This is a genomic window from Legionella steigerwaltii, assembly GCF_001468065.1.
Classification (GTDB): Bacteria; Pseudomonadota; Gammaproteobacteria; order Legionellales; family Legionellaceae; genus Legionella; species Legionella steigerwaltii.
In genome coordinates, this window is the sequence record NZ_LNYZ01000008.1 from 173,257 (window position 1) to 197,160 (window position 23,904).

The following is a 23,904-nucleotide window of genomic DNA, read 5'->3' on the forward strand; positions in this document are numbered from 1 at the left end:
ATCGATCATTTGAACTTGCTTCATGCTACCAATACTCTTAGGTAATGTCATCTGATATTGGAGAGATAGAGAATAGTCATGTAGCCTGGCTGCAGCGTAGCGAAACCCGGGATTCGGAGTTTGAATGAGCTTCACAGTCCCGGGTTTCGCTGTGCTGCACCCAGGCCACAAGAAATTTTTTTCAGGAAAGAATGGATGGATTTAGTGTTACCAATTCGTTAGCGCTTCATAGGCATTTTTAGAATGTGTTTTTAAAAACTCAGAAAATTCTTTGACATCCAGTGGCTTACTAAAGTAAAAACCTTGCATTATGTAACACCCATTTTCTTTTAAAAATTTAATTTGCTCTAAAGTTTCTACACCTTCCGCCAAGCAATCAATATTCATTCGATGGGCCAAGGCAATGGTGTTGCACACGATATTTCTACTATCGATGCTGACTTCGATATCTTGAATAAATGTTTTATCAATTTTTATTTTATTCACTTTAAATAACTTAAGATTACCAAATTCTGAGTAGCCTGTGCCAAAGTCATCAATGGCTAGTGCGATACCCATCTCAGTAAATTTATTAATAATTGGTATCGCTTCGTTGTGAAATGCATTGGACTCCGTTAGTTCCAGCTCGAGGTACTTAGGAGGGAGTTTCAGGTTGTTTAAAATTTGTCCTATACGATCGACAAGATCATGTTGTACTAACTGTTTTGCCGACAAATTAACTGAAATAATCAATTTAAATCCGCTGTTATGCCATTTTTTCAATTGTTGGCATGCAGTGCTTAATACCCATTCACCAATAGGAAGGATCATCCCATTTGTTTCTGCTAAAGGGATAAACTCCATTGGAGAAAGCATTCCCAGCACGGGATTATTCCAACGTATTAAAGCTTCTGCACCACACACAGTCCCGGTTCTTAAGTCAATGAATGGCTGGTAATTTAGTATTAATTCATTATTTTCAATCGCACGATAGAGTTGATTTTCAATGTTCAATTGCCTACAGGCATCGGCAGTAATTACCGTATTGTAAACACGTACACTATTGCCTCCGCGCTCAGTTGCAAGGGTACGCGCTGCTTCTGCATGGGTAATCAGTGTGTCTACATCTCGGCCATCACTCGGAAATACACTGATCCCAATACTGGCAGTTAAATTCAATTCTTGTTGCGCCACATAGACAGGATTATCTAATACAATAAATAAATCCTGAGTACATTCTTCAATTTCCAGCGTGTCGATGATTGGATCAATTAAAATAACAAATACATCTTTGCGTAACAGTGAAATGAAATATTTTGTGTTTTTCTCTGCAAGTTGAGCAAAACGTTGGGCAATACGATGAACAATGGTGGCGGATGCTTGATGACCAATACTGTCATTAATTTTTATCATATTGTTTAGTGAAAAGCAGGCAATGGCAAATTTGTGATGATCTTTAACCGCTTTTTCTGCGACATTATGTATGTGCTCATAAAGGAAACGTTCATTAGGTAAATCGGTTAATAGATCATGCGTTGCTTGGTAGGTCACCAATTTCAGTGATTGCTCCAATTCTGTGGTGCGCTCTTTGACGCGACGTTCCAAGGAAGCATTCATGTTTTCCAGTTTATTACTGAGTAATGCATTTTCATAACCTAAACGAAATAATTTTAAAAGGATTCTATTTCCTACAAAACACGCAAAGAGCATAAATATTCCAAGTACCACAAATGAGCCTATAATTGACAGACTGAGTTGATTTGCCTCGGAATCAGCTGAGTTAATGATTAAATAGAGACGGTATAAAAGTGTGGGGGTGAGTAAACAAACGATGCTGGCGACTCCCATCGTTAAATCAATTGCCGTTGAGAAACAAAAACAAATCAAAACAGCTGATAAAAAGATAATGGTAGTCATTTGTTGATGTATTCCATCATGCATAAATACAATGCCGATGCTGCTCCATATCAGACATATTAAGATGACAATGTAGAGAAAGCCTTTTCGACATTTAAGTATTTCTTCACGGCTTATATGTTTGTATTCAAAACGAAGCGCCCATAGCACATTGAGTAAGTTTGCAATCACCAAAAGAAGATACCAAGAAATGATCAATCTGGGTTGGGTTGAACTATAGATAGCAAGAACATAAAGAAAGGCACCAAAAATATTGGCGAAAGCACCAAGCTTAACCATGCTGTGAAATGATTTTGCGGTTTCAAACTCAATTTTCCGGTTGATTTCATATTGTTCGTCAGAAGTTAGTTGCGGGGCCTCGACAAATTTACGTGCATTGATGGGCTTCGACATATAAGCTCCTTGCTCTCTATAAAAGTGGTAGAGTCACTTTCCTATTCCCTACTATATATAGTATATCTACTATTTTGCTTTATTGCTTCAAATTATTCAAATTGTTAAAATATAAAGCATAACTTCCAAAACACGTTGTTCTTGTATGCGGGCAGGAATTTTTTCCTGTTTTACGAGCTGGAACCGATTTTGTGCTACTAATTGCTTAATGTAGTCTGGATGATGGCTGAAACGAGCACTTGTTTCAAGTGACCAGGGATTTTCCAGGCTGATTTCTGTGGTGAAAATAAAATAGCCTTTGGATTTGAGATGTCGATGAATCGTATGGAATAGTGTATCGAGCTCGCCAAAATAGGGGAGGACATCGGCTGCAACAATCAGGTCATAGGTTGCTTTGTTTTGCTGCAGAAATTCATTGAGCTCAGCTTCCACCAAATTGTCATAAATTTCCTTGGCCTTAGCTTGGGCCAGCATTTTTCCTGAAATATCAACTCCGATTAAATGTTTACTGACTTCACGAAGAATAATTCCAGTTAAACCGGTTCCGCAGCCTAAATCTAAGGTATGGGTGTTTGCTGGTAATTCTAATTGGTGGATTACTCGTGCTATGTGTTGTGGAATGGAATAGTTTAACGTGCCTTTCATGTGTTGATCATAATAAAGCGCGTAGTTATTAAATAAGTTATGGGCGTACTCAGGAGTCGTTTCTGCTTGTTTATCTCCAGTTAGGGCGTGGAGCATGTGAGCACTTATTGTATCTTTAGGATTAATTGCCAGAGCACGTTCTAGGTAATCTTGGGCTTTAGCCCTTTGCTCCAATTTAAGATAAATTGCGGCCAGATTATTGAGTGAGGAAGTATGCGTGTGCTCTAACTCAAGTATGTGGTCAAACAGAATAATGGCTTCATTTAAATGGCCTAAAGCCATTTGTGCGACCCCAGAATTATATAAATATTCAATATTATCCGGTTCTTTTTGCAGCAATACATCATAATGCATGAGTGCATTCTCAAAACGATCATGATGCATGAATGTGGCAGCTAAGTTATTTCGTGCTTCAACATTCTCATTATCCAGGGCTAATGCCTTACTAAAATAATCGATTGCCAATTGGTTTTGTTGCCTTTTTAAAGCGATTACACCCAAGTTGGAAAGAGCTTCTATTTGCTTACTGTCTTGTTCTAAAACATTTTGAAATGCTTCCTCTGCTTCGGCAAGAGCATTTTTCTCCAGATGCAAAACACCAAGATAAAACAGTGCTTCAGTATGAAAAGGATTTAAGGAGACTACGTTATTAAATTGAATTTTGGCTGCATCTAACTGATTATTTTGTAGCAATAATAAGCCTAAATTAAAATGTGCTGCACTAAAATCAGGTTCAGCATGAACTGCTCGGGTATAATGTAATAAAGCTTGGGCATAATTATTTTGCAATGCATAGACAGTGGCCAAGTTATTATGAGCTTGGGCATAATCTGGCTTTAGTTTTATAGCGTGTTGGTAATATTCAATTGCCTTATCAAGGTTATGTAGTTTTTTGTATGCATTCGCTATGTTGTTAAGCAAACCAGCATTCTCAGGACTTAAGGAAAGTGCCTGTAACAGATAGAGAATTGCATTATCCATGTCGCCTAATTGAGCATAAGTGAGCCCTAAAAAATGCAAAGTGTTCAGGTGTTTGGGTTCTTGCAACAAGATTTGCTCATATAGGCTAATGGCTTGTGGCAAGTGACCTTCGTACTGGAATTTATATGCTTGCGCAAAGAGTGCATCAGTGTCCATCGTCAATTCTTAAGTAGGGTACGCAGTTGCTTTAATGCTTGTGCGCGGTGACTGATATTATTTTTAATTTTAGCAGGTAATTGTGCTACCGTGCATTGAAAGTCAGGAATATAAAAAATTGGATCATAACCAAATCCGCCTTCGCCAACGGGTTGATTATGAATCATCCCCTTGCATATTCCTGTTGCAATGATTGGCGTAGGGTCTTTCGCATGCTGTACTAATGCTATGGCACAATAAAACCAGGCCTCCCGCTGTTTTGAGGGAATATGAGTCATTTTTTCCAATAATAAATGGATGTTTTCCTCATCGGTTGCATCATTACCCGCATAACGAGCAGAATAAATACCCGGCTCGCCATTTAAGACAGGTACTACTAAGCCCGAATCATCGGCCAAAGCAGGTTTCCCTGTGTGCAAACTGGCATGACGGGCCTTGATTAGTGCATTTTCAATAAAACTTAAGCCATTTTCTATGGCATCTGTGACACCTAAATTGGTTTGCGGGATACATTCTATCGGTGCTAATAAATCACGTAATTCTTTAATTTTACCGGGGTTGCTGGTAGCGAGAATAATTTCTTTCATAATTTAGTCCACAAAAAAATAGAATATCGTAGATACTGTCTTTAAATGCAATCTTTTAATGAAAATTTAGGTTGCTTTTTTGTGATCATGGTAGCCTGGGTGCAGCGTGCGAAACCCGGGATTTAGGCGCGTGATTTTTTTATCCGAAACCCGGGTTACGGCTTTGCCTTCACCCAGGCTACAACTGACTACATCGGTGTTTATGATTGCTGTATTCTGGGTGCGATGCATTCAAGCTTTGCTTTTTTTAAACATTTTAGTGGCTAAAAAATAAACTATTTAAATGGCTTTATTACAGCCATTAGGCTAAAATATAGCTTTTGCGGGAGCACTTGATGATGCCTATTACACATCTGTTATTGGCTCTTTTAGTTGTTTTGATTTGGGGGGTAAATTTTCTTTTTGTTTCCTTTGGATTGGAAGAAATTTCACCTTTGCTACTCTGCGCCCTACGTTTTTTATTTGCAAGTGTGCCGGCTATATTTTTTGTCAAAATACCTCAAACGTCATTCAAAGAAATTGTTCTCTATGGCTTTGTAATGTTTGCTTTGCAATTTGCTTTTCTGTTTATCGGCATGAACATTGGTATGCCAGCTGGAATGGCGTCATTACTCATGCAAACGCAAGTATTTTTTAGTATGTTTTTTGCTGTGATTTTTTTGGGTGAGCAGCCCAATCTAGGCCAGATTATTGGTGCCCTTGTTGCGTTTACTGGGATTGGCTTAGTGGCTATGCATTTTGATAGTGATATCTCTTTGCCAGGTTTTATCTTTATTCTTGCCGCTGCTGCAACATGGGGATTTGGGAATCTGATCACTAAGAAAATTAAAGGCAGCAATAGCAACATGATGGCAATTATTGTGTGGGGAAGTTTTGTTGCCTGCATCCCGATGTTTCTTTTTTCTTTAATGTTTGAGGGGACTTCGAGTTTTGTTTATACCTACGAACATATAAGTTGGCGGGGCACATTGTCATTGTTCTACATCGTTTTTGCTTCGACTTGGATAGGTTATGGGGTTTGGAACTGGCTCATTGCTCGTTATCCAGTAGGGATGGTCGCACCTTTTACTTTATTGGTTCCCATTGTTGCCATGTTGAGTTCTGTTTTTGTATTGGATGAACCGTTTCAGCTGTGGAAGCTTGCTGCAGGATTATTAGTAATCGGTGGTTTGTGCATCAATATTTTGGGCGCTCGTTTTTTTCTTGTAAAAGCACAGTCAGAAGCAGTCTAGTTAATCCTTAAAACCAATCATGTAGCCTGGGTGAAGGCGTAGCCGGAACCCGGGTTCCGCTTTGCTTTACCCAGGCTACATGTTCATAGCAAAAATGATATATCATATGTTTTTGTTTCAAATATTGGTGCTTGATTGTGATTGATTCGAAAACCATTGTCTTATGTGCCGATGATTTTGGCTTGGATTCCGGGGTTTCTGAAGGCATTTTAAAGTTAGTATGCATGGGCCGCTTGTCTGCGGTAAGCTGCATGGTGAATATGCCGGGTTTTATTTCTTATGCCAAAGAACTTCTTTCTTTAAAAAAGAGTAAACACATCAAAATTGGTTTACATTTCAATTTAACCGAAGGTTATCTAGCATCCACCCCAGAAAAATTGGGTTTTACTTTGCATGAATTGTTAATTAAAACACATATGCGCTCGATGAAATTATCCTTCATTGCAAAAGAATTTTTAGCCCAATTGGACCAATTTATAAATATCATGCAACAACCCCCTGATTTTATTGATGGTCACCAGCATGTACATCAATTTCCCGTAATACGGCAGGTTATTTTGGATCTTTATGAACAAAGATTAAAAAATTATGGGACCTCAATTCGTTCCACTTGGCCTTCCATTAATTTGCCACAAAGTCGATTTAAAGCAAAAGTATTGGGTTTTACAGGAGGTAAGGCATTACTGAGGCAGCTTATCAAATTAGGTATTCCACATAATCGTTATTTCTCAGGCATTTATGATTTTGCACCCGAGACAAATTATAGAGAGTTATTCAGGAAATGGATGAGTTTAATTAAGGAGAACACACTGATTATGTGTCATCCAGCGGAAAAAGTGAGTCCTGCTGATCCTATAGCTCGTGCTCGTTTGAATGAATTTAATTATTTTTTAAGTGATGAATTTTTAAAGGATTGTGACGAGTTTCATGTGCATTTAGCCCAACACGAAGGTTCATTATAGGTAATTTAGGTTAAATTTACGGGCCTATTTTTTTTATGTATTATCTTTTTTAGACCATTGTGATCTGTTTGAATAAAAAGGAAGAAAACCTTGAGTGACTTTTTTTGGGTCTCCTTCGGAGCGATTTTTGGGGCGAATTTACGTTATTTAGTGAGCCGTTTTTCCGTCAAATATTTATCAGCAGATATTCCTTTTGGAACATTGATTGTTAATCTTACAGGAAGCTTTATCCTGGGTTTTTTTATGGCCTGGACTTTAGAGCGGGTAGAGATTGATCCACGATGGCGATTGTTTGTTGCAGTTGGATTTTGTGGTGGTTATACAACATTTTCAAGTTTCAGTTATGAAACTTATATGCTATTACAACAAAGTGATTACGGTCTTGCTGCACTAAATATTATTTGTAATAATGTTTTTTCAATAGCAGCAGGTATTGCGGGTGTAGTGCTCGCTCGGACAATCTGATATGAATCATGTAAAAGTTTCTATCTATATTAACGAAGCCGATAAATGGCAACATCGTCCTTTGCATGTCGAGCTCTTAAGTATGCTTGATAAAAATGACATTGCAGGTGGAACAGTGTTGCGCGCAATTGCTGGATTTACACGTGGAGGCCCTGTTGTCACTACATCATTGGTTGATTTAGGGAGCAAACTTCCTTTAGTGGTAGAATTCATTGATACCGCAGAAAAGGTGGATGCTGTATTACCTAAAGTGCAAGAAATGGCAGGAATACGCCTCATCATTCGTGAGTCTGTAGAAGTAGTTACTGGCAGTTACCCCGATTCTTATTGATCTAAATTTTTTACAATTCCATGTACGATGCATGAAAATCTATGAAATCCCATGACTAAGCAAATAAAATGATTCTAACGGCAGGCCCAAAATTTAGATACTGTAAAGCTATAAACAGAAACAAATCCCAAAACGAGAAATAAAGCAAACAAGTAATTTAAGGTAGTGTAGCGTAAAAGAAAAAAATAGAGCATTTCATTAATGGCTCCAGCAGAAGCTGCTACCAAAAAAAAATGGGGTAGGCGCAACATTTTTTCATTATGCAGTCGGGAAAAAGTAAGATATTTATGCCCTAAAAAACTGACATTAAATGCAATTAAAAAGGCAAAAACATTAGCAGTGAGCGCTTGCATCTGCATGAAATTCACTAAATTGAATACTGTAAAGAGGTGTATCAAAGCAGCAGAGCCACCTATACCTACAAAATAAATCAGCCTATGCCTTAACTTAAGTTGAGCTGTCATCAAAGCTGGATTCCTCATCAATAATGTAATGGGGTCTATGTTTGACTTCATCAAAAACGCGGCCTATGTACTCACCAACTACGCCTAAGGCAAAGAGTTGTAAGCCACCAAAAAAAGTAATCGTTGTGACTATGGTTGCCCAACCAGGGGTTTCAATACCAAATATCAATGTACTGATTATAATCCAAATGCCATAAAATATGGCTAGGGTTGCAACACTAATCCCACCAATAGCAATCATACGCAATGGAAATGCAGTAAATGAGGTAATTCCAGTGATTGCCAAATCCAAAAGTGAGTAAAAATTCCATTGTGAAGTACCTGTCTTGCGAGGTTGTACTTCAAAAGGAATAGCAACTTGTTTAAATCCAACCCAACTGTATAAGCCCTTCATAAAACGATTACGCTCAGGCAATTTTTGAAGTGCTTTAACAATCTTGCGATCCAACAATCTGAAATCGCCAGCGTTTGCAGGGATATTAATCCGATTTATTCGCGAAGTCAGTTGATAAAATGCTTTGGCACAGGTTCTTTTTAACCAAGATTCATTAGCGCGATTTTGGCGAACAGCATAGACCATATCATAGCCTTCTTCCCATTTGGTAAGAAATTGACTTAGGAGTTCCAGAGGGTGTTGGAAGTCAGCATCCATTAGAATCACCGCATCACCTTGGGCATGGTCAAGGCCGGCACTTATGGCATTTTCCTTGCCAAAATTCCTACTAAAACGAATGCAGCGAAGAGGAAATCGTGTCCTCAATTGTTGAATAATTACAGGTGTATTATCCTGGCTGCCATCATCCACTATCAGTATTTCATAAGCGTAGCCAAGTTTATTTAGCGTATCAGTTAATGCCGTAATAAATTCGGCTATTCCTGCTTCTTCATTGTAAACTGGAACAACATAAGAGACGCGTTTTGTATGATTTATTGGTTTGGACATGTTTGGGTTTAATTGGTCTACGGCTACTTTAACAAGCGCTTATATTAACCTGAATCGAGAATTCTCGTAAGTGGATTTAAATTTTTTTTCTTATTAAGAATAAGCTGATATTATGGGTATCCTATTTTTGCTATTTTGCGTTATGGAAATCGCATGAAGTATATTGATTTTAATGAACTATGGAATAATCCGCAGCAACCAATTTTTCTAGATGAAAAAGTTGCCAAATTTTTATTTAAGCAAAATGAAAAAGTAAATTTTTTACCCTCAGTCTTTGATACCCCGTTTCCATTAAAATCGTCAAAATCAAAATTAAGTATTTTTAATAAGAACAATCCCAAATTTACTTTTAGCCACAGTTTGGTTCTTTCAGATAAAAATCAATGGCATATTGTTGATAGTGCCCATAAAGGGAAAGGTGGTTTTGGTTCTGTTAATGAATCAAAATATAAAATCGTTATAACTCATGAACCTAAAAAGAAGCGTTATCAAGCACAACTTATCCCTGTAAACGATGTGGTCAAAATACAATGGCCCTCAGAAGAAATCCCCTACATTGATCTATTGAAAAGAACAGAAAAAGAAGCATTAAGACAAAAAAAGCATGGGGTGAACGTTGTTGGTGTTGTTGGAGCAGGAGATAGAGTCTTTACAGTCCTTGAAGATTGTGGGCTCAGTTTGGATAAGCTGTTGCCTTTTAAACCCAGCAACAACTATTCATTTCAGTTTCGCCTGGAAGTCGCAGCGCGGATAGCCAGTGAAATGCTTTTATTACAACAAAAAGAGGTGGTGCATCGCGATCTTAAACCCGCAAACATTTGTTATAAGGCACTGCCTAATGGACAATTTCTTATCATTTTTATTGATTTTGGCTTGGCTGAAGATATTGATTCAAAAAATAATCTAAAACGTTCAGGAACGCCTGCTTATATGGCGCCGGAAGTAATTCTTGGGGAAGGAAGTTCTTATCAATCTGATATGTATGCTTTAGCAGCAATATTGGGTGAGATTTTTGGAGCTAAAAAGGTTTTACAATATAAAAACGCAGCGACAACTCTGTACGAATTAGCAACGGCGCCTTATTGTTTGGATGGTCTGTTTACAGGTTATGATGTATCCGAAATCGATCCTTATCTTTTAGACGATATAAAAACTTTACTCAATCATCTACAAAGTAGAAAACCGATGGACCGCCCGACGATTGATGAAGTAAATAAATTTCTAATTACACTACCTTCCAGAATGGATGCATATAAAGATTTTAATGATAATTGGGCAGTGATGGTTGAGCACTTTAAGGAATTCGAAGAGTACCATCAACAAATGAATTTGTCGAAAGCAAAACATGATATATTTCCATATAGAGTCAACCTATTCAATGAAAATAATCCACTGAGTAATGCATTTAATCGGGTGATGCTCCAAAAAAGAACGATAATTTATAAAGAAATCGCAACATTTGCTTTTCCTCAATCTCATTACGAATTGGCAAAAAGATTGATTAAAGAAAATCGAAGGGCAGATTTTGATGATGAAGATAACCCTTATCCTAATGTGGAAAAAGTAATTCACATGTTGCAGAAGGAAAATGGGAAATTTAAAAAGGCAATAGGTAGTTTTAATGAATGCGTTTGGCGTATTGTAGAAGGCAAACAGTTAGCAAAGAAATTTATTAATACAAACAGTACAGGGATGAGAACAATTGCCCGCATTTTATGTTCTCAATTATCCCCTTTAGAACAATTGGAAAAATTAAACCAAATTGGTCAGGCAAAGATTGAACCAGGATTTTTTTACTTTTTCAGCCACTCCAAGGTTTTAGGAAAAGGCCGGCATCAGAATATAGAGAAACTTTATCGAAAACTCGCGCAAATTGATCCGGAAAAAGAACAAACAGAGTATTTTGCAAAAAATCAATTGGATGAAATCGCGCAATTTATTCAGAACACAACTGCTTTTACGTATTAATTATACCTAGCCTGGATCGGTAGTTCTGTAGCCTGGGTGCAGCGCAGCGGAACCCGGGATCAAGAAGCTTTTTCCCTAGTGAAACCTGGGTTCTGCTGCGCTGCACCCAGGCTACGGGCTACATTATTCAATAATGATGTAAATTCGGATTATGTTTTAGCCTTGAAACCGAGAGATAATAATCAAGACCCACACTACAAGAGCATTAACAATCGTAATAAACACTGCGGCTGAACCCAGATCTTTTCCTTTTTTAGTTAAAGGGTTCCAGGCGCGATCAATTCGATTTAACGTGGTTTCTACAGCGGAATTCAATAATTCAGCGACCAATACTATGAGTAAGGAACTAATTAATAATGCCCGTTCAACAGCTGTTTTCCCTATTAAAAACGCAGCCGGTAAGGCAATAATACCGACAAACAATTCAAGGCGAAAAGCAAATTCGTCTTGAAAGGCTGCTTTTAACCCAGCAAAAGAATAAATGCTGGCTTCTTTTACTTTCAAAATGGCTTTAATCATGAATTTGAACATTCAATTAATCCTACAACGTCGTTTAAAACTTTTTTAGTTTGTCTGAGATTGCTGTACTTTTCAAATAGATATTCCATAATAAATTACTTAAAAGATTATTTATTACTTAAAGAGCATTTCGAAAAATTTTACACGAAGTTTTTTAGTATCGATTCAGGGGTTTGGTATGGGGGAAAGTTACATAAGTTTGGTCGATTTACTGGAAAAAAAAGTAGAGCAAAATCTGGATTTCCCAATCTATACATTCATAGACAAAAAAATACAAGAAAACAAGAGCCTAACTTATGGTGAATTGGCAGAGCAGGCAAAAAAAATAGCAAGTGTTCTATATGAAGTAACACATCCCGGTGATCGAGTATTAATTATTTATCCCCCTGGTCTAGATTTTATCGCTGCCTTCTTTGGTTGTTTGTATGCAGGAACCATTGCTGTCCCTTCTTATGCTCCTACTACCAAAGACTGGGCTGAAAAATTTCAACAGATTATTGAGAATTCCGGAGCACGTGTTGTTTTGACAACAAAAGAAATTGTGCTGCAACTCAATAAGTTAAATGGAAAATATAAGAATTATGAAGCGGTACGGTTTATAACTACAGAAGATTGGATTCATGCAGTAGATACATGGCGCTATCCTTCGTTGACTGGAAATCACCTCGCTTTTTTACAATACACCTCAGGTTCTACCGGAAAACCTAAAGGGGTTATGATAAGTCATGATAATTTGCTGCATAATTTATTTGTAATCGAAAAGGCAACTCAGCTTACTCAAGAGGATGTTAGTGTTTCTTGGTTACCTCATTTTCATGACATGGGACTAATCGGGGGAATATTACAACCTGTTTTCAGTACAATTCCTGTAAAACTTATGTCGCCATTGACTTTTTTGCAGCGTCCGGCAACTTGGTTGGAAACCATCTCACACTATCGTGCTACGGCAACTGTCGCTCCCAATTTTGCTTATGACTTATGTACGAGTGAAATCAGTGAGGAAGAAAAAAGTCTATTGGATTTAAGTAGCTTGCAATTTGTCATGAGCGGCGCAGAGCCTATTCGCAAAGCGACAGTTGATCGTTTTATTCAACGCTTTGCATCATGTGGCTTTTCGCCTGAGATTTTTTATCCTTGTTATGGACTTGCTGAATCGACATTGATGGTTACCGGAGGGAGTCGCAAGCAAGGAATAAGCAGCCAATGCGTAGATAAGAAAGCACTCAATCAGGGCAAAGTACTTTATTGTGATGAAACGCATCCTGATGCCCGCAGTTTGATTCACTGTGGACAACCTATAGACAATTGCTTTCTTGCGATTGTTAATCCGGAGACCTTAGAGGAGTGTCCCGAAAAAGTGGTTGGCGAGATATGGGTAGCAGGTAAAAGTGTTGGCCAAGGTTATTGGCAATTACCTGAGGAAACAAAATATTATTTTAATGCGCATATTGCCAGTAAGGAGTATTCTTTTTTACGCACAGGAGATTTGGGCTATCTGGATCAGGGAGCACTTTATGTAACAGGACGTTTAAAAGACCTGATTATTATGCGTGGGCGTAATTATTATCCGCATGATTTGGAAGATGCCATCCATACATGCCATCCTCATTTACGAGCGCATAGTTGTGCTATTTTTTCGGTGGAAGAAAATGATCGTGAGTTATTGGTTATTGTCCAAGAAATTAAAAAGAAAGTTCAAGCACCGAACTTAGAAGAAATCATCAGCACCCTACGCAACAATTTATTACAAACACATGGGATTGATGCAGATGTGGTAGCGCTTGTCGGTCGTAATTCAGTTCCCAAAACAACAAGTGGTAAAACACAACGTTTATTGTGTAAGAAAAAATATTTGGAAAAGACTTTAGATATTATCTGTATTGATAGGATTGCTGCGGATCACACAGAGAAACAGGTAATGGATGCTGCGAATTCAGAGATCACCCAGTTGCTCAAACCGATCTTTAATAGCGACATTACCGCCTTAGATAAAGAGAAAAAATTAAGTGAATTAGGATTGAATTCGGTGAAGCTGGCCCAGTTACATTATGTCCTTTCAACCCACTCTGATAAAGACATATCCATTGAGTTTTTGCTTGCGGATCCCTGCCTAAACGAAATTATGGACTTATTCTATACAGAGAAAGCGGAACGACAAAAACGGCTTGATCATGCCTTCGTCGATCTGGCCGCTGAGTTTAATCAATATAAAAACATAGCACCACACATCACCTGTTCACCCCAATCTATGCCACAGCATATATTATTAACCGGTGCTACAGGCTTTTTAGGAGCTTATTTACTGCGTGAGCTATTGACCTATACCAACTGGCGCATTACGTGTCTTGTTCAAGCCAGTTCATTCACTGCTGGAATGGGCAGAGTGATTAAAAACATGGAACATTATGGTCTATGGAATTCAGCTTTTCATGAGCGGATCAAGGTGGTATTAGGTAATTTGGAAAAAAACAACTTAGGCCTTTTCAGACAAGATTGGGAATATTTGGCCGATACGGTCGATCTTATTGTTCATGGGGCGGCGCTACTTAATTTTATCTATCCTTATCAAAAACTGATGGCGAGCAATGTACTTGGCACGAAACAACTCATTAAATTAGCTGCATATAAGCGCTTGAAGGCACTGCATTATATTTCAACCGTAGGTTATTTTATGGCCGCTGATTTGGCAGATGACGTGGTGATCAGCGAACAAACGGAATTAGCGCCAGAAGATGGAATTTATGGTGGATATAATCAAACAAAGTGGTTGGCTGAACGATTGGTAGTTCATGCGCGCAGTTACAATATTCCAACAGTAGTTTACAGGCCAAGTTTGATTACGGGCGAAAGTCAAACGGGTTATTGGAACCATGGGGATGTGGTATGCCGTATACTCAAAGGCTGTATCGAATTAGAGGCTAGGCCCAATCTTGATGTAGGATTTAATTTTGTCCCCGTCGATTACGTTGCCAAAGCAATTACACATTTTGCTAAGGAAAAACCCTACCATGCGGACACGTATCATTTGATAAATCCACAAGAAGTCTATGTAGATCAACTGTTTGGCTATGTGCAAGCAAAAGGGTTTAAGGTAAAGAAAGTTACCTATCCTGATTGGGAAAAAATGATTAAACAAAATAGTGGGTATCTTAATCATTCCTTTTCTCCTTTACGCCCCTTTTTCACGGAAAAAATAGTGCATAAAGGCAGTTCATTATTTGATTTATATCTCCACAATAATAAAGCGAAAATTGATTGTACTTATACTAAAACGCAGTTAGCGAATCATGAGATTTATTGCGAAAAAATAGATGGGGCGTTATTCAATAAATACCTTGATTATTTAATTCATTGCGGTTACTTAACTCAAGTAACAGAAGAAGCATCTAATGAGGAATAAACTGCAAGTAAACTAAGGTCTGTTGACAATTGCTCTACAACCTCGACGTAACGCGGCTTGTCCCTGAACATTGGAAAATAGGTCCATAGGAGCGAAACCCGGGTTCCACTGCGTTTCACCCAGGCTACATTACCATATAGGAGACTTCAGGGCTTGTTCACAGTACGTAGTGATCAAATATGAATTGTCCAGACCCTAGTGTGCTGATTCTTTATGCTATAGTTCTACAGAGAGTTATTGATAAGGAAAAGCATGACTCGCATTCATCAAATTACATCATTGCCTCATGATAAAGAGATTGTCTGTGAGCATGTAAAAGAACATAGTTTTGGTTTATATGAGACTATGGGAGCCCGTCCCAGCCAAGAGGATGCGGCTTTTGCCTGTTGGTATACCCCAGATCATTTTCATTTGCTTACTCCCCAAGAAATTGGTCGTCGTTTATGGACCAGTTATCACCTGGTTAACCGCTCAGGTCAGCATGTGATCTATGGTGGTACCACTGCATCAACAACAGTGTACGATGGTCAAGGAACTTTAATCACTGCAACTTTAGCGGACTCTGTTTCTTTTGCAGTGGTTTATGACAAGCACGAAAAATTGATAGGGGTGTTACGCCTAAATAGCATCATTCATCATCCAAATGTCGAGCTAGAACGTATAAAAAGAGCTGGTGGTTTTGTTCTTTTTGATCGCATCAATGGTCAGTTAGCTGTTTCTCGTGCGATAGGTGATTTCGATTTTAATGATAAGGTCGTTTGCGCTGATGCGAGCATTGACATTAATCCGCTCGATAAAATTTATGAGCATCTAGATATTTCCTCAGAAAAGGTAGGGAAGGTACAAATCATTAGTACTTGTGATGGTTTTACCGAACCTTTAATTTCGCAGACTCAGAAAGAGCATGAGCAGTGGCTTTTTAACTGTTTAAGTAAAATACCCTCTGCCAGCAAGCAACAAGAGCAGCAATTAGCAAAAACGCTCGTTAATGAAGCGCTTGAATGGGGTTCACGAGATAATATTTCAATTGCCATACAAACGCTTTCACCGTCTTTACCCTTCTTGATAGGGATTTATGATGGTCATGGTGGAAAAGGTGCTTCACATTACACGGCAGAGCATATTGGCGCTATTTTTGACTCTCAGTGTGCCTTAACTCAAGAAGCCTATGCCCAACAATCTTTGAGTGCGGATAAAAATTTCATCATCTATTATCGTGATAACAAGGATCAAAAATGGTATGAGCCCCTAGCTGAAGCTGAAAAAAAGAACAGAGAATTAAAATGTTTTGGAACGAGTACTATTCACTCCCCATTGAACTTGCTGCGGGCTGAAACAGAAGTGTATCTCACCAAAACTAATAAAAAGGATGCCGAGATTTTAAGTACAGCAGTACAAGGTTTTTGCCATTTTTTGGATGCCTTATGCAGCCACTATGTTGATCTGTCACTTAATGAACGAGAGTTTGTTGAATGTTTGAGTTATCTTCTTAAAAACGATGCCATGTATCGAGGTATTGATGCACGATATTCATTTTTATCCTTAGATTTTAAAGCATGTCGGGAATATGTAGACATCATTAAAAAGTATGATTCATTAAGACAGATATTGATGCGATTAGTCCTATCTGGATAAAATGCTTGTCTGTTCGTTGCCATGCAAGAGAGCAGGGGTTTTTTCTTGGTGATCTGAACGCAGAATGGCGATGAGCGTGAGGCAGGCACAAACCAATATGTATAGAGCCGGTGCTTCAGGTACTCTCAAGATATGGATGAGTTGCGTAAAGGCAAGGGGGGCAATACCCCCAAATAGCGCGATACCAAGGCTGTAACTGAATCCAACTCCAGAGTAACGTAAATGAGCTGGAAATGATTCACTAATAAGGACCACATAGCTGCCATTGATCATTGCTCCAAATAAAGCAAAACATAATGTGAAAATCCAAACAAAAGATTCACCAAAATGACTTAGTCCATAAAAAAGTGGATAACTCGATAAAATCAAAAGTAAGGCCCCAGCCATCAGTAATTTTTTACGATTGAAACGATCCGATAAACTACCAAAGACTGCAGTTAACACAGCAAAGCTTAAAAAGCTTACTAAATTAATCAAATAGGTATGCGTTATCTTGAGTTTGACTATAGAAGTAAGATAGGCCGGCAAATACAAAAAAAGCGAAATAATACTGGAAGAGACGGCGGTGAATAAAAATGCATGAAATAATTTTTCCCAAGATAAAGTCCACAGCCCCCAAAATGGTTGACGATGTAATTTTTTTTCTTTTGCCATAGCAAGAAAAACAGGGGTTTCAATCGATTGTCTTCGAATAATGTAGCTGATAATTCCTAAGCCAAATCCGATTACAAAAGGAATGCGCCAGCCCCAAGACATCATTTGTTCTTGGTTTAATAGTGATGTAAGAATAAATCCTATTAATGCGCCCAGACTATTACCCAGGGTGATGCACATAAATACAAGGCCGATAGCAAATCCACGCTGTTTCTGAGGAACGTGTTCCATGGTAAATACTGCAGCACCAGGAATTTCACCCCCCACAGAGAATCCTTGTATCAATCGCAAAAAAATGAGGATAATGGGAGCGGCAATGCCAATGGAGTGATAATTAGGTAAACATCCCATAAGCAGGGTTGCTGTTGCCATCATGAAAACAGCTAAGGAAAAAGCAGATTTTCGACCAAATTTATCGCCTAAGTGTCCAAATACCATGCCGCCTATAGGTCGTGCCAAATAACCTAGGGCAAAGACGGCAAATGTATTAATTAAGCCAATCAGCGTATTGGTGTTTGTGAAAAAATTCTGGCTAATGTATGAAGCAAAGAGTGCATAAATCGTAAAATCATAAAATTCTAAGGCACCACCAAGTGCAGTAAGGGAAACAATTTTATATTGAACTTTATTCATGATTATTCTTTATTCTAGTTGAGCCCCATAATAGCATATTTGATTAGAGATACTTAATGGAGAGTTTCGCTTTTTTGCTTCATGCATTGGATCATAAATTTTCCGGGGGCTTGGATGTCCCCGGATTTATGGTTGCCGTATTTTCTGGGTATGGTTGATAATAGCTGATTCACTATTATGTCCTATAATAGGCTGAAATATACTTAATCGATGTGATGTACTGAAAGACGGTGGTGGTAAAATCTGATTTCTCTGTTTATCAACGAATGTTTGGGCATCTTGGACGAGCAGCTTAAACTCTCCACAACAATTTTCGCCATCTAATCGCGTAGAATAATTTTTAATAAAAAATTGAGCTGTTTCTGTGGTGTGGTATTTATTGAGAATGATCCTTAAATGTTCAAAATTGATATTAACTGTGTGCTCTAAACTTGCGAAGGTATCCATTTCAATCTTATTGAGAAGACGAATCGATGATATTTTTGCTCTTTCCTTCTTATCCAAAATTAAAAAGTGCTTAATTTTTCCTTTTTTTAATGCTGGAACAAAATCCGAATTCCAAATAGCGAGATCGTCACTGGATTTAACATAGAGCAGAGTGAGTCCCAAAATATGTTTGCAGAATTCAGTCAAAGAGACTGAGCCAGGTTCTTTCCTCTCAAATTTTAAAAATGATTTCTCAATCAAACCTAGAAAAAACTCTATTTCCGTTTGTTGTTCGGTTATTTCTTCAACCGAGAAAAAAAGCTTATTTAAAAAAATTCTTCCATCTTTTCTACTTGCCTCCGGAAGTACAGACAATAATTCACGCATTATTTTTAAGTACCACATAAGGACTCACCCCAAAGTTAATTTGTACTGCACGGAATACATAAAAAACCAGATTAAGTGATTATTAGGGTCTGTTTACAATTCTACTATCTTGGCCCAAAATGACATGATTTTATGCGCTCCGATACTCACATACTTCGTGTATGCTGCGTTTCGGTGCTCTAAAATCATGTCATTTCGGCTCAAGCTAGCGAATTGTAAACAGACCCTAGTTGAACATGGAAAAATTGCGTTCGATGGTTCATTTAATATCTAATATACAGTCATACACTATAGGCACTTTTTTTTCAAATTAGGGTTGAAAAATTAAACTCATGTAATTTTTTTGAACTAATATTGATACTAGGTGAGTACTGACTTCGGTGCTTTATAATGGAAATCAGGGATAATTTGGACAGCAAAAAGTGGATGCCGTTACTTTTTATAGGTCATGGCTGTCCCATGAATGCGGTTCAAAACAATAAATTTACATTGAGTTTGCGAGCACTAGGCAGCAAAATTCCGCAACCAAAGGCAATTGTATGCATTTCAGCGCATTGGCTAACTGAAGGCACTTGGGTTACCCATATGCCGAATCCCAGAACAATTCATGATTTTTATGGCTTTCCCAAAAAGCTTTTTAATATTTCATATCCGGCCCCTGGATCTCCTGAAACGGCGGAACTGATTAAAACCATTGTGACATGTGTTCCAATCCGTCTTGATGACGAACAATGGGGATTGGATCATGGAACTTGGTCTGTGATGCGGCATGTATATCCTCGTGCGAATATTCCTATCGTTCAACTGAGCATCGACTTGGAACAACCAGTAGAATTTCATTATCAAATCGGTCAGCAATTACAATTGCTTCGAGAACGAGACATTCTTATTGTCAGTAGTGGTAATCTAGTACATAACCTTTCTAAGATTAGTTGGGAATGCAAATCAAAACCCTATGATTGGGCAATTGAGTTTGATCAATGGATCAAGAAAAAGCTAATAGCCAGAGATTTTGCCGCATTGCGTACTCATTATAGTGATACAATTTCAGGCCAGCTAAGTGTTCCTACAATGGACCATTATTATCCATTACTTTATATTTTAGGAGCGGCACGAAATGAAGATGAACTTGTTTTTATTTATGAAGGAATTGAGAACAGTTCTATCTCAATGCGTACGTTTTCTTGGGGATAAAAATTTAAATGAAAATAATGCTGAACTTTTTGATCTAATTAAAAAATACTAGGGAGTTATAAATGCAATCTCAAATGGACACCCCTCATATTCAATTAGCGATCATGTCACGTTGGTATGTGGTTTCACGTGCATTACATACTGTAGCGAAATTAGGTATCGCGAATCATCTTTCATCTGGACCTAAACGGATTGATGAGTTGGCCAAACTGACAGAAACCAAGCCCGAATTACTGGATAGAGTATTAAAATTTCTAACAAGTTATGATTTATTTAATTACGATAATGGTTTTTACTCATTAACTGAATTATCCAAACCGCTTCGAGATGATGATCCACATTCCATGCGCGATGTGTTGTGTATGGTTGATGACATTTGGTGGCAAGCATTTTCTCAGTTAGATACCAGCCTTAAGACAGGAACGCCAGCATTTGAAATACAACATGGCGATGACTTTTTTAGCTTTCTTAGTCAACACACAGAGAAACAACAGAATTTTGATAGAGGGATGGCGAAATTGTCTTCTTATGATGAAATGGCAATCAGTCGTGCATTCAATTTCTCTATTTTTTCCAGCATCGTCGATATGGGCGGTGGGAGAGGGGGACTTTTGAAAGCAATCACCACTCAATATCCTGAGTTAAAAGCCATTCTTTTTGACACGCCGGCAGTGATTTGCCAATTGAATCCCAATGATTTTTCCGAACAAGTTACTCTGCAAGAGGGGGATTTTTTTGCGACGATACCGAAAGCAGATGCTTATATATTTAAGGGAGTACTGCATGATTTTAATGATGAAATGATGCATAAAATATTAAAGAATTGCGCACAGCAAATGCCTAAAAATGCAACTTTGTTCATCGCAGAACAAGTCATGCCAGATGACAATAAGCCTCATCCCAATAAAACGATGGATCTAGTGATGATGGTTTTATTAGGAGGTAGACAACGTACCTTATCCGAATGGCAAAAATCAATTGAACCCACAGGCTTTACTTTTAAAAACAGTTATCCAACGAATAGCTTATTTACTTTAATGGAATTTGAACCGAAGCGGTAATCCCCTCACCCTAACCCATGAATGAGAGAGGGGACTTCTTCATTTCGATGTAGCCTGGGTGCAGCGCAGCGAAACCCGGGATCTTTTTCTGTCATCCCGAGTGCAACGAGGGATGACGGAGCCATTGCGCAGCACCCAGATTTGGTATTCAATACAGCGATTAATAACATTAGAATAAAATTTTTATTTTTATTGAGGATTGTATGACAACTATTTCGTTCTCACAGTTAAATTGGTTTGATAATGTGAATGAAAGACCACATCCGTGGCCTGGGTTAAATTGGTTAACCGCCATGTTAGTAGTGGCGGATGTAAAAAAAGCAATGAGTTTTTATGAAGAAGCTTTTGGCATTGTGCCAATTTTTGAATTGCCTGACGAATCAGGGCAAATCGTTTTTGCCCGAATGCGTTATAGAGGAACAAATTTTACACTAAATCAAGAGGGTGCATTTAATTTTGATGGGAAAGCTCCCTTAGCAACGAACACCACCCCACCATTTATCTTTTATATATATGTTGATGATGTAGAAAAGACTTATAACGCAGCAATACAAAAAGGCTGTAAATCACTGGAAGAACCACACATAGAATTTTGGGGTGATAAAAAAGCTCGCCTTATAGATCCTTTTGGATATGTCTGGGATATCGCTTTGAAAATGGACGAATGAGTTACAACTCATTCTATAAGATGTTGCCTGGGTGTAGCGCAGCGAAACCCGGGTTTTGGGGCATGAATGAATCTGGCGATCCCGGGTTACGGCTTTGCCTTCACCCAGGCTACAAAAGCATAGGTTATTATTCAGGATGTAACACAGAGCAAAAAATATTTTGTGGATCATACTGCTCTTTTAATTTAACCCAATCATCATATCGTTCCTCGAAATGATTTTGCCAAAATTTTTTATCTGGGTTATCACCTAAATATCCAGAAAGATAACGTTTGCCTCCTTGGGGTAGGAAAAGCGCATCTAAGTGTTTGATGGTTTCCAAACAACTTGGAATTAATGCTTTTGGTAAACCTGGATTCAGGATCATCAGTGCAAAAATATCTTGGCCTTTGGGCAGTTGTAAAAATCCAGTAGGGGAAATTGGGGCAACTCGCGCAATATGCACTACGGTAGCATAATGTACAGGTAAAGTAGCTAATAACTCGTCCAGATTCTCTAGTTGTGCACCAGGTATAAAGCACTCGTACCACGGATGTTGTAGCTCCCATTGCCCAGTCATTTTCATTGCATGAAAGCGCGAATCATGACGATGTAAATAAGAATGGACCGATTCCTCTTGAGTATGCAAAAGTCTCCAGGGCTTTAATCCCAAGTCACTGAATCCAGGAGGATCGTTGTCGTATTCCAGAGAGACATGAAGCGCATAAAACCATTGCGCAAAAGGTAAGCGGCCTTTTTCCGATAATTTCGCACCTTGTAGTGCCGGGGTACAAAAGGACTCTACATAATCTGCCTTTGTTTGGCACAAAAGCATGTCATTAAGCCATTCATGCTTATCTAAATAAAGCAAAAAGAACGTTTTAACATTTTTTAAACAAGGTTTTAATGAAATACATGCTTTGGTGATAAGGCCAAAGCGTCCTTGTCCACCCAAACAGGCATGCATTAAAGGTGATTTTTTCTCTATATGGAGTACCTCTCCATTCGCTTGTATCACTTCCAATGCGTTTACATGAGCAACAGCGCTACCGTATTTAAATGATGCAGCACCTACTCCTCCAGCAGAGAGCACACCTCCAACGGTTAAATTACAATTATTGGGTATTACATAAGGGACCCTGGACTGTTTTAATGAACACTCTAATAAAGAAGCCCAAGAGGCATTTGCTTCAACCCAAATCGAATCTGCAGCAGCTTCTGATACCTTGTCAAGGTGTTTCATACTCAGGATTAATCCACCAGGAACTGCAAGCGATTGTCCGCTTTGGCTCATTCCATTCCCGCGTAATGTGATCGGCAATTGATGTTTATAAGCGTATTGTATGAATGATTGGGCGTCTTCAATGGTCTTAGGTTCGAAGACAGCTACAGGATTAGAATGGATTAATTTCCCAAAATCTTCATGAAATAAAAAAAGCGAGTGCTCATCGCTGAGCACCGCTTGTCCAAACACTTTTTTACACTGCTTTATGTGAAATGAGTTCCACTGGTTCTTTGTTTGCAGCATCTTGATGAGTCCTTTGTTTTGCCAATTCGAGTTTTCGATTACAAGCAATAATCAATCCATCAAACATCGTGTTAAAAGCATCATAGCATCGGTCTACCAATTTTAATGCTTCACGTCGAGTGTGGATAGGTATTTTTCTCGAAAACAATGTGCGTTCCATTTCTTCTTCAAACAAGGCATGTGCCATTTCTACTTCCAAGTGTGATGTAGAGAAATATTGGAGGTTTTTATCTTCTCCTGTTTTTTTCACTTGTTTTGAAACTTTTTCAAAGAAAACGTGTCCGGATGATTCAATAGTTAAAAGAAGAACAATATTGAGAATTTCATCACTCGCTTTATACACCTCAGCTAAAATAGCATAGGCGGCGTCACGAGTTAATTGAGTTTCTTTACTATAAAGCCAGGTTACATCATTTGTATTATTTGTTGGATCGATATTAACTGCTCCCATATATTTTTTATCATGCAGAAACCATTTTTCATGGCCTGCATCTTCGAGCCTGTGATGACGAGCAACTTTTCTTAAGTAAGGGTCGGTCACTCTTTCTTCATTTAGTCTTAATATGTCTTGGAAGGTCATAGCCCAAAAGGTTAGTTCAGGAACAAAGTAGCTCAATTCTTTTAAACTTTTCAATTGTTCGAGTATTTCAAAAAAAGGATGATTCATGAATTCTTGTTGTTTGGAATCAATATAATCTTGTATGATTTTCATAGCTATCTCCATGAGAATAAATTTGTTGGACAGTTTTAGCAATGCATGCTGCGTACCAACTTTTTTCTCTTTTTTTTTGCAAATA

Annotated in this window: 20 protein-coding genes; 10 read left to right on the forward strand and 10 right to left on the reverse strand. The window is 38.2% G+C overall.

Annotated features, from left to right (window positions below):
• Nucleotides 1-207: 207 nt before the first annotated feature.
• The 3 genes from Lstg_RS06065 to rdgB form a co-directional block, all read right to left on the reverse strand.
• Nucleotides 208-2,289, reverse strand: coding sequence for a putative bifunctional diguanylate cyclase/phosphodiesterase (locus Lstg_RS06065; RefSeq protein ID WP_058476768.1), 2,082 nt, complete (start codon nt 2,287-2,289; stop codon nt 208-210).
• Between the two features lie 96 nt (nt 2,290-2,385).
• Complete coding sequence (locus Lstg_RS06070) at nt 2,386-4,071, reverse strand: tetratricopeptide repeat protein (RefSeq protein ID WP_058476769.1); 1,686 nt, start codon at nt 4,069-4,071, stop codon at nt 2,386-2,388.
• Nucleotides 4,072-4,073: 2 nt separating this feature from the next.
• Entirely contained in the window at nt 4,074-4,658 is a 585-nt protein-coding gene (gene rdgB, locus Lstg_RS06075) for an RdgB/HAM1 family non-canonical purine NTP pyrophosphatase (protein ID WP_058476770.1), read from the reverse strand.
• Nucleotides 4,659-4,996: 338 nt separating this feature from the next.
• Between rdgB and Lstg_RS06080 the strand changes: the two genes are divergently transcribed.
• From Lstg_RS06080 to Lstg_RS06095, 4 genes are all read left to right on the forward strand, one after another.
• Nucleotides 4,997-5,890, forward strand: coding sequence for an EamA family transporter (locus Lstg_RS06080; protein ID WP_058476796.1), 894 nt, complete (start codon nt 4,997-4,999; stop codon nt 5,888-5,890).
• A 137-nt stretch (nt 5,891-6,027) separates the two neighbouring features.
• On the forward strand, nt 6,028-6,852 hold the full coding sequence (locus Lstg_RS06085; RefSeq protein ID WP_058476771.1) for a ChbG/HpnK family deacetylase: 825 nt from the start codon (nt 6,028-6,030) through the stop codon (nt 6,850-6,852).
• A 90-nt stretch (nt 6,853-6,942) separates the two neighbouring features.
• Nucleotides 6,943-7,317, forward strand: coding sequence for a fluoride efflux transporter CrcB (gene crcB, locus Lstg_RS06090; RefSeq protein WP_058476772.1), 375 nt, complete (start codon nt 6,943-6,945; stop codon nt 7,315-7,317).
• Nucleotide 7,318: 1 nt separating this feature from the next.
• Entirely contained in the window at nt 7,319-7,648 is a 330-nt protein-coding gene (locus tag Lstg_RS06095; RefSeq protein ID WP_058476773.1) for a DUF190 domain-containing protein, read from the forward strand.
• Between the two features lie 74 nt (nt 7,649-7,722).
• On the opposite strand, the gene Lstg_RS06100 is transcribed toward Lstg_RS06095, so the two are convergent.
• Together Lstg_RS06100 and Lstg_RS06105 are read right to left on the reverse strand one after the other, a co-directional pair.
• Entirely contained in the window at nt 7,723-8,112 is a 390-nt protein-coding gene (locus Lstg_RS06100) for a GtrA family protein (RefSeq protein ID WP_058476774.1), read from the reverse strand.
• The gene (locus tag Lstg_RS06105; protein ID WP_058476775.1) at nt 8,096-9,055 is read right to left on the reverse strand and encodes a glycosyltransferase family 2 protein; all 960 of its coding nucleotides are present in this window, start codon (nt 9,053-9,055) and stop codon (nt 8,096-8,098) included. The genes Lstg_RS06100 and Lstg_RS06105 overlap by 17 nt, the downstream gene beginning before the upstream one ends.
• A gap of 153 nt (nt 9,056-9,208) precedes the next feature.
• On the opposite strand from Lstg_RS06105, the gene Lstg_RS06110 reads away from it, so the two are divergent.
• Nucleotides 9,209-11,023 carry a protein kinase domain-containing protein gene (locus Lstg_RS06110; protein WP_058476776.1) on the forward strand — a complete coding sequence of 605 codons (1,815 nt, stop codon included), beginning with the start codon at nt 9,209-9,211 and terminating at the stop codon, nt 11,021-11,023.
• 156 nt (nt 11,024-11,179) lie between these two features.
• Here Lstg_RS06110 and Lstg_RS06115 read toward each other — a convergent pair whose 3' ends face one another.
• Nucleotides 11,180-11,554: a diacylglycerol kinase gene (locus tag Lstg_RS06115; RefSeq protein ID WP_058476777.1), complete on the reverse strand. Its 375-nt coding sequence runs from the start codon at nt 11,552-11,554 to the stop codon at nt 11,180-11,182.
• A gap of 166 nt (nt 11,555-11,720) precedes the next feature.
• On the opposite strand from Lstg_RS06115, the gene Lstg_RS06120 reads away from it, so the two are divergent.
• Nucleotides 11,721-14,942: a thioester reductase domain-containing protein gene (locus tag Lstg_RS06120; protein WP_058476778.1), complete on the forward strand. Its 3,222-nt coding sequence runs from the start codon at nt 11,721-11,723 to the stop codon at nt 14,940-14,942.
• Between the two features lie 252 nt (nt 14,943-15,194).
• A complete protein-coding gene (locus tag Lstg_RS06125) occupies nt 15,195-16,577 on the forward strand; it encodes a PP2C family serine/threonine-protein phosphatase (protein ID WP_082650801.1) in 1,383 nt (460 codons plus the stop codon).
• Here Lstg_RS06125 and Lstg_RS06130 read toward each other — a convergent pair.
• Nucleotides 16,566-17,864, reverse strand: a complete 1,299-nt coding sequence (locus Lstg_RS06130) for an MFS transporter (protein WP_058476779.1) — start codon at nt 17,862-17,864, stop codon at nt 16,566-16,568. The two genes, Lstg_RS06125 and Lstg_RS06130, sit on opposite strands and share 12 nt — an antisense overlap.
• Before the next feature lie 126 nt (nt 17,865-17,990).
• Nucleotides 17,991-18,695, reverse strand: a complete 705-nt coding sequence (locus Lstg_RS06135) for a hypothetical protein (protein ID WP_058476780.1) — start codon at nt 18,693-18,695, stop codon at nt 17,991-17,993.
• Between the two features lie 390 nt (nt 18,696-19,085).
• On the opposite strand from Lstg_RS06135, the gene ygiD reads away from it, so the two are divergent.
• From ygiD to Lstg_RS06150, 3 genes are all read left to right on the forward strand, one after another.
• Nucleotides 19,086-19,871 carry a 4,5-DOPA-extradiol-dioxygenase gene (gene ygiD / locus Lstg_RS06140; protein WP_238585381.1) on the forward strand — a complete coding sequence of 262 codons (786 nt, stop codon included), beginning with the start codon at nt 19,086-19,088 and terminating at the stop codon, nt 19,869-19,871.
• A gap of 62 nt (nt 19,872-19,933) precedes the next feature.
• Nucleotides 19,934-20,932 (forward strand): methyltransferase, encoded by a 999-nt coding sequence (locus tag Lstg_RS06145; protein WP_058476781.1) that lies wholly within the window; start codon nt 19,934-19,936, stop codon nt 20,930-20,932.
• Between the two features lie 203 nt (nt 20,933-21,135).
• Entirely contained in the window at nt 21,136-21,600 is a 465-nt protein-coding gene (locus Lstg_RS06150; protein WP_058476782.1) for a VOC family protein, read from the forward strand.
• 127 nt (nt 21,601-21,727) lie between these two features.
• Here Lstg_RS06150 and Lstg_RS06155 read toward each other — a convergent pair whose 3' ends face one another.
• Together Lstg_RS06155 and Lstg_RS06160 are read right to left on the reverse strand one after the other, a co-directional pair.
• A complete protein-coding gene (locus Lstg_RS06155) occupies nt 21,728-23,107 on the reverse strand; it encodes an FAD-binding protein (RefSeq protein ID WP_058476783.1) in 1,380 nt (459 codons plus the stop codon).
• Complete coding sequence (locus Lstg_RS06160; protein ID WP_058476798.1) at nt 23,058-23,819, reverse strand: hypothetical protein; 762 nt, start codon at nt 23,817-23,819, stop codon at nt 23,058-23,060. Before Lstg_RS06160 ends, Lstg_RS06155 begins: the two co-directional genes overlap by 50 nt.
• Between the last annotated feature and the right edge of the window lie 85 nt (nt 23,820-23,904).